This is a genomic window from Nostoc sp., assembly GCF_036918245.1.
Lineage (GTDB): Bacteria > Cyanobacteriota > Cyanobacteriia > Cyanobacteriales > Nostocaceae > Nostoc.
In genome coordinates, this window is the sequence record NZ_JBALEF010000089.1 from 60891 (window position 1) to 68793 (window position 7903).

General features: G+C 39.5%; 6 protein-coding genes. 4 read left to right on the plus strand and 2 right to left on the minus strand.

Annotated elements, in window-relative coordinates; all coding sequences use genetic code 11:
• Positions 1-3: 3 nt before the first annotated feature.
• A complete protein-coding gene (locus V7L12_RS25375; protein WP_335088571.1) occupies positions 4-2037 on the minus strand; it encodes a helix-turn-helix domain-containing protein in 2034 nt (677 codons plus the stop codon).
• Positions 2038-2142: 105 nt separating this feature from the next.
• Here V7L12_RS25375 and V7L12_RS25380 point away from each other — a divergent pair, with 105 nt between their 5' ends.
• Both V7L12_RS25380 and V7L12_RS25385 read left to right on the plus strand, forming a co-directional pair.
• The gene (locus V7L12_RS25380; protein WP_335088573.1) at positions 2143-2409 is read left to right on the plus strand and encodes a hypothetical protein; all 267 of its coding nucleotides are present in this window, start codon (positions 2143-2145) and stop codon (positions 2407-2409) included.
• Positions 2399-2533: a hypothetical protein gene (locus V7L12_RS25385; protein ID WP_335088575.1), complete on the plus strand. Its 135-nt coding sequence runs from the start codon at positions 2399-2401 to the stop codon at positions 2531-2533. The genes V7L12_RS25380 and V7L12_RS25385 overlap by 11 nt, the downstream gene beginning before the upstream one ends.
• Here V7L12_RS25385 and V7L12_RS25390 read toward each other — a convergent pair.
• Positions 2526-3371 carry a peptidoglycan-binding domain-containing protein gene (locus tag V7L12_RS25390; RefSeq protein WP_335088576.1) on the minus strand — a complete coding sequence of 282 codons (846 nt, stop codon included), beginning with the start codon at positions 3369-3371 and terminating at the stop codon, positions 2526-2528. The two genes, V7L12_RS25385 and V7L12_RS25390, sit on opposite strands and share 8 nt — an antisense overlap.
• Before the next feature lie 264 nt (positions 3372-3635).
• Here V7L12_RS25390 and V7L12_RS25395 point away from each other — a divergent pair, with 264 nt between their 5' ends.
• Positions 3636-5957, plus strand: coding sequence for an NB-ARC domain-containing protein (locus V7L12_RS25395; protein WP_335088578.1), 2322 nt, complete (start codon positions 3636-3638; stop codon positions 5955-5957).
• Between the two features lie 330 nt (positions 5958-6287).
• Entirely contained in the window at positions 6288-7634 is a 1347-nt protein-coding gene (gene gorA / locus V7L12_RS25400; protein ID WP_335088580.1) for a glutathione-disulfide reductase, read from the plus strand.
• The last annotated feature ends 269 nt before the right edge of the window (positions 7635-7903 follow it).

Here is a 7903-nt window from a genome sequence, read left to right on the forward strand (position 1 = left end):
GATTTAATTTTTGAATGGTCGTTTTTCTATTTCAGCGATGGGTAAGAGTAGGGTGTCTTCGATGTGCGATCGGACTTTTCCCGAAGCTTTATTAAGGCAATCCACAAGTAATTTATTAGCATTGTAATACTGTTGAACTAAGTACCGTTGCCTCTCTGTAAACTTCCAGTCATGCCCAATATTGCGATATTTAATTAACATTAATCTTAGTTTTCCTGCTAAATCTTTTACTTCACTTGACCAATCATCCTGCCAAGAGTTTTCATATCCTCCACCATATAAAAAATACATGGAGCCACTATAGTCAAGAATCTTCTTCTCCAAGTGTTGAAGTAATTTTACTAAAATTGGTTCTAAACAAGAATGCTTAAAATCAATCTTTTTAGGAGCGTCACCAAAAGCATAGGCTAATTCAAGGTCAAGATAAATATCATTAAAACCGTCAGATTGTTCTGTTAATTTTAGACCTAAAACCAAAGCTATTTCAGGATTAAAATCGTCTTCAAATAAAGCTACAACAGGATTAGGGCATAAATGATAAATTGCATGATTAATACTCAGTGCTAAATATAAGTAAAATGCTCTAATGCTTGGTTGATTACAAGTACATTTTACAGAAGATGATTTTTCTTGTACCCATACAAGAAATAATTGCAACTCAGGTTCTGCTTCTAAAATTGCATCAACTTGTTGTTTAATTAAAGGTAGCTGATCTTTATTTAATTCATTAATCAATAAACTGAAATTTTCTACAGATGCTGCACGAATAAATGTATGCAGGTAATATTTATCATCACAACTTTTGATTAAAAAATAATTGCATAAATTATCAATTACCCGTTGTCGCCGATTTTTTGGTACATCCCAAAGCAAACAAAATAGCCATATTTTTGATACGTGGACTGCTTGATTAGGGTAAAATCCAAAACGGCAGAGTAGTTCATAAGCCTGTATATTATCATTTTTGAGCTTATCAAACTGACGTTGAACAAGTTTTTCTATAGTTTTATGTCTTAATATATCTTCACAGTTGTCCTGCCAGTAAACTTTTAAATTCCCTTGACCTTCTTTGATAATCTCAGGACTAAGGATAACCATTGCCTCAGCATTTCCGCCATAGGCTTGATGTATTTCACTAAGAGCATCATCATCTATACTAATTTTGCAAATTTTAAAATACTGTTGCCATGACTCTTGCTTCAATCTATCCAACTCATAATTAGTAAAAGTTTGAATACGTTTTACTGTATGTTCATAAATTTGCTCACGGCTTGTAATAAGTGTTATCGACTGTACATTTTTATCAGCTAGTACGGTTAATAGTTCTGCATAATAGCTATGATGTGGTTCTATGAACTCGCCATTTATCAAAGCAGGTTCTAGATTATCAATTAATACGCCGATTCTTTTTCCTAGTAGTTTACTTTTAAATTGCTCCAGCATATTAATAAAATTTTGCTCTGGATTCATTTTAAAGTTATATCTGAGCTTGAGTCTTACCCAATCTTCTACTGAGTTCAGGTTCTGGGGTGTAGTTCCAACACGCAGTTCAAGATATTCTAAACCTTGAAGCTCAAACCATTTTGTAGCCAAGGTTGTTTTACCTATACCGCCCTCTGCCTGAATTAGAATAACTTTTGCACCTTCATTAACTAGCGTGTTGAGGTGTGCGATCGCATCCTCACGCCCCACAAAATCAGAATTGTCGGATATTGATGCCTTAGAGACTGACTTTTGAAGCTGAGAGTTGGTGGCTGAGGTCTGAGATCGCAAAGTTGATTGAGCAAATATCCTTGTTAGTTCACCTAGTTCAACCTCCAATGCATCTGCTATTTTTTGAAGTGTTGCTGGTTTAGGACTAGCGGTATAACCGTTCGCAATCTTGCTGATCAAACTTTTATCCAGACCAGTCGCTTGTTCTAGCTTGTATTGGTTGAACCCTTTTTGTTCAAGTAATTTTTTAAATGCCTCTCCAGCTTCCTTATTCTTTTTAGCTCTTGACACTGCGGATAAACCTCTAGGATCAACCTTGTTCAACGGTTGCACGTTCAACTAGTTGCACAACTACAACTATTCAAATTTTAGAAGACGAACGAAACTAGTCAATAGCAACTAAACCGATAAGTCCAGGGATAATTTAATATGCTTCACAATAACTTACAGCAAGAAGCAATTCAACTTGAGTTGCTTAAAAAAACTTTGCACGGTTGGCAACCAGCTTTTCCAGTTGTTGAAAGCTATGAATGGTCAACTGATCAGCTAGAGCATCACTTCGGTATTTCACGCCAAGAGTTATACAAAATCAGGAGTAAACCCCATCTCTGGCGTTCCTCAATTTTGGTTTTTTTACACGTGCGAAAAAATAAATGGCGGGTTTACAGCCTCAACCCTTTACAAATTGGAGAATAAGGTAAAAGCTGTTGCCCAGAAGTGCGATCGCCTACGCTCGGCTGGAAGCGATCGCAATTTTTTACAAGCACAACCCAAAAATTTGATCGCTCATCAATTATTCAACTACCGAATGATTAATTAAACAATTGCCCCAAAAAATTGATAATTGGTTTCCAAAAGATACCAGTTAATACATAAGGAGCATATTGCAAGATAGATAAGCTCGGCTTAATTGAAGGCTTTAGCGGTAAATTTTCTAACAAAAAAGGCACTACACAGGTGAGTCCATACGCAGTTGCTAAAGCAGTAGTGAATTTAGGAGTCTGGCCTGGTATAGGACTATAATAAATACCCAATAGGATGCAACAAATCATCAAAAATTGCTCCCATAAAAACCATGATTGCGGCGACAAAAAATAAATTAACCTCGGAAAGCTTTTATCAATTTTTTGTCGCATTCCCAGCAGTACTGCCCAAGTCGCTGCCCCAACAATGCCATCATTCTTCAATCCATAAATTCTTTGAAAGCGTTTCACCGCTCTTTCGGTTGCACTGTCAAAATAGCTAGTAGGTTCTTTTTTCAAAAAGCCTTCATCATAAAGGATAATTTGCAGTTCCTTAACCGCATTCCTTAATTCTTGGGACTTAATTTTTTGACTCCGAGAAAGTTTTGGGTACAAAAGGCAAGCCCATGTTAGCGGGCCAACCACTCCATCTGTTAAAAGATTATTTATTTTTTGAAATTCTTTTACTGCCTCGTCTGTCTCTAAGTCAAATTTACCAGTAATTTCTGCAAGTAAACATTGAGCTTTTAATCGTTCTTGCAATTCGTTGATTGATTCTTGTACAGATTTTGGTGTAAACTCACGGTAAAGTGTTGGAAGTTTATTAAAAACACAAACTTGTTTTTCTTCAGGAAAATAAAGTCGAGCTTGTTTTAGACCAACCAAGATACTTACAGTTTGAATTAGTTTATTCATTCATTACTCCTTTGTTGTCAGAAGTTAAAACGATAATTCAGCCAGAATTATTGGTTGGTTTTCAGGATAGATGTTGCATTTGTACGCAGCCTGTTACCAACAATTATGAACTTAGTAATTAGCCTACTAAATTGACCCTAAATAGCGTAATTAACAATGTTAAAAATTTGTTAGTGAAAAATTACTAATACAACATGGTAAAAGTTTTGTTAGTTAAAATGTTGCTAACCAACATTTAACAACAGAATTAATAGGGTGATATTTATGTCAGATCAGTCAGAGGGTGGGAATCTGTCTAAAGCTTGGTATCAAAAGGTTTTACAGGATTGGGATATAGATCGTTTACTGACTGACTTGGAGTCTAAAATTCAACAGCGATACAGGCAAAATTCTAAGAAAGACCTGTTACTTGGCTTGCTATGTGGGTATAGCTTGACAAAGATAAGTCAGGACTTGTACAGAGATAACGCTGGTGTGAGAGTGGGATTGAGCAATATCTATCGAGATATTGAAACTTTGACAGGAGAACCAGACAACAGCGTCAGATCGAGCAACCTTATTTACATTCTTGAGATACATGGATATCGCAGAGGTGTTGCTGCATCTAGTACCGAAAGCACCTCTATTCCCCATAATCTGCCATCACCAACCTACACAGAATTTATTGGGCGCGAGGCAGATATGAAAAAGTTACTGGAACGGCTTTTGCCGATGCATGGCGCTCACATGATTACAGTACATGGCATTGGTGGCGTAGGGAAAACGGCACTGGTGTTAGCAGCTGCTTACCTGTGCTTAGAAGCTAGTAACGAAAACAGTTCTGATGCACCTAAATTTGATGCAATTATTTTCACTTCAGCCAAACAACAGGAACTGATTCCCGATATGATTTTGCAACGGCAGCAAGGACAGCGTAACCTGCGCGAGATTTTTCGGGTGATTGCCAATGCCTTAAACGACTCTACAATTATTCAATCTCCTCCCAACGATCAATTTGAGCGTGTACGCCAATGTCTTTCTAAACAGCGAACGCTTCTAATTGTGGACAATATGGAGACTATAGAGGACAGGGATGAGGTTATAGAATTCCTATACAATTTACCCATTTGCGTCAAAGTAGTAATTACTACCCGCGAACGAATTGCCCTGCTGCCAATCAGTCTGCGAAACTTGCCCCTGAATGATGGTTTGCAGTTAATTCAGCAACAAGCTGAAGAGAAAGGTATAACTATCCAAGATGAAGACTCTAGCTTGCTCTACGATCGCACTGGGGGAATCCCTCTCGCTATTGTCTACGCACTCGGTCAAGTCTCAAGTGGCTACTCTTTGAACTTCGTATTGGAGCAGTTAGCCTCCGCTACAGGCGATGTGGCTCGTTTTTGCTTTGAGCAATCAGTGCAAGGTACGAAGGGACAGCCACCACACAAGTTACTCATGTCACTGGCGATTTTTCCTGACGCTCCTATCCAAGCGGCTGTGGCTGAAGTTGCTGGACTGACATCTGCTCCTGATTCTGTCAGTAATGGCTTGGTACGTTTGCAGCAACTCTCGTTAGTGAATCTCAATCCAGAGACTAAGCGATACGAGATGCTTTCTCTGACTCGTGAGTATGCCTTAGCACAATTAGCTGCTTACCCAGATTTTGAGAGGGAAGCACGGAGGCGCTGGGTGAGATGGTATCTAGATTTTGCCTACAGTTACGGCGGAGAAGATTGGGAAAAATGGATACATTACAATAGGTTAAAGGAAGAGGAAGGAAATCTACGGGCAGTACTTTATTGGTGTAAAAACCAAGACCATTATGTAGAAGTTAGGGATTTATGGTTGCTCTTGAACCACTACGCCAATCTCTATGCTTATTGGGACGATCGCCTCGATTGGTTGCAATGGTTGATAGAACAATCAGAACGACGTGGTGAATGGTCATCTTTGGTGAAATTCATGATCCGCAAAACCTGGCTGCTAATTCGGGAGTGTTCACCCCAAAGTCTCACACAAGCAGACGAAATATTGCAGCGGGCATGGGTTTTACGCGACCATGCAGATTCATGGGTTCAAGCTGACTTAGCCGAAAATATGGCTAGACTGCGAATCAGACAGAATAATTATACAGATGCACACCACTGGCTAAAGGTAGAAGAAAAATTGGTGATTGAGGCGAATCTAGACGAGCAACAGCACATCCGCTATTTTATTCCCGTTCTTTATCATCGGGCTGAAATCTTTTATTCAGAAGGTGAATATTTTTTAACAAAGAAGCTATTTCAAGATGTAATGAAAAGTGCAGAAAAAATTAATTGGCATCGGGTGATTAATTCTGCTCAAAATTGGCTTGCTGATATTGCCATCGAACAAGGCGATCGCGATGAAGCTCAAAAGCTATTAATTAAAGGCTTAACTGTCGCCGAAAGTAGCAATAATAAACGGCGTCTGGCTCGTTATCAACGTTCTCTTGCCCGCTGGGAGAAAAAGTGGGGAAGTGTCCAGAAAGCCTGCCAATTATCAACTCAGGCTATTAATGGTTTTAAGCACTTGGGAATGACAAGGGATGCAGAGGAGATGCAAACTTTACTTGATTGCCCATAATTATCTGCAAACAACGTATTTCCAGTTGTTTTCTAGTATGGCTGCTGCCCAAATTAGGCAATGGGTTACACCTTGTCGCCAGCGATCGCACTTCTAAGTAATGCTCAGACTAGATGCGTTATTTGTCAAAAAAATGTAATATAAGTTAGTAATAATTGGGCGATCGCTGTTCCTTTTCGATTTAATACTATTAATGCGGCAATCTGCTACATATCAGCCTGGTTTCATCCCAAATTGTCCACCTAAAGACAGTAGATGAAGTTTTGTCTGACTAACTATAAGGGATGAAATAGCTCTGCTTTCCAAACAGTAAAAAAGGAACAGATTTTTATGACATTTGATTACGACCTGTTTGTCATTGGTGCTGGGCCTGGGGGATTGGCAGCAGCTAAAAAAGCAGCTAGTTTTGGTGTACGTGTCGCCATTGCCGAAGAAGAAGCCATTGGTGGAACCTGTGTAAATCGCGGCTGCGTTCCGAAAAAGCTGATTGTCTACGCTGCTGACTTCGCCCTGCAAAATCAAATAGCACACAGTTACGGGTGGAGTGACTGTCAAACATACTTTGACTGGACATTATTTATTAAGTCAGTACATCAGCATATTGACAGCGTTAACCAATCCTATTTTCAGCAATTGCAAAAAGCTGGAATTGAATTAATTTCCCAACGTACCACTTTCGTCGATGCCCATACTATCAATGTTGATGGACGCAAAGTTACAGCCGACAAAATTTTAATTGCTGTGGGAGGGCAACCCCTTAAGCCCAAAATCCCAGGTATAGAATACGCCATCACATCCCGCGAGATGTTTCAGCTACCCTATCTGCCGAAACGTTTAGCAATTATTGGCGGCGGCTACATTGGCGTAGAGTTTTCTAGCATGATGCACGCTTTCGGTTGTGAAGTGACGGTGATTGAAAAAGACGAGATGATTTTATCGGGGTTTGATGATGACATTCGCTCTGCTGTACAACAGGGTTTGATTAAACGCGGAATTAAGTTTTTCACCAACAGCACTGTTCAAGAAATCAAATACTCAGAAGAGGGTTTGTTGTTAACGATTACTGGTAAGAGCCAAGAAATAATTACAGCAGATACCATTTTAGTTGCCACAGGTTATGCTCCAAATACCAAGAATCTTGGTTTGGAAAATGCCCATGTTGAACTTGGCGAAGATGGTGCAATCAAAGTAGATGAATACAGCCGCACCAGCCAAGAAAATATTTTTGCTGTGGGTGATTGCACCAGTCGGGTGCAATTGACTCCAGTGGCTAAGGCAGAAGGTATTGCCTTTGCCGATACAGTTTTTGGCAACAAGGCGCAAAAACTGAATTATGATTATGTGCCCACTGCTGTTTTTTGTCGTCCAGAAGCGGCTAGTGTGGGGATGACGGAGGCGAAAGCACGGGAAAAATTTGGTGAATCTGTAGAATGCTACTGTACCCAATTCCAACCACTGTTGTATCAGATGATCGAACAAAATGAGCCAACCACTATGAAGTTAGTGCTTAATACTGATTCTGGACAAGTTTTGGGTGCTCATATGGTGGGTGAACATGCAGCAGATATCATTCAAAGCCTCGGTGTAGCAATTCGCAAAGGCATTACTAAGGAAGATTTTGATCAAACCATAGCCATTCATCCCACAACAGGAGAAGAATTTCTGTCGTTAAATTAAAATCATGTGCAGGGCTGAGTGAAAAAGCCACAAACAGAGAAGGGGGAAATCCTTCTTCTCATCTTCCTTTATCGTGCTAAATTATACTTTTAAAAACCCAAAAATTAAGTAGGTTGGTGTGAATATTTATGGTTGGGATGAGGCAGGAGGCAGGATAGAAGAGGGTTTAAGTCTATTTATAGTAACCGCCAAGGCAGTTAGGACGTAAACTGAAAGTAGTCCCTTGTTTGAGAAGCGATCGCTTAACCAATGCCAAAACCCTACAGTTA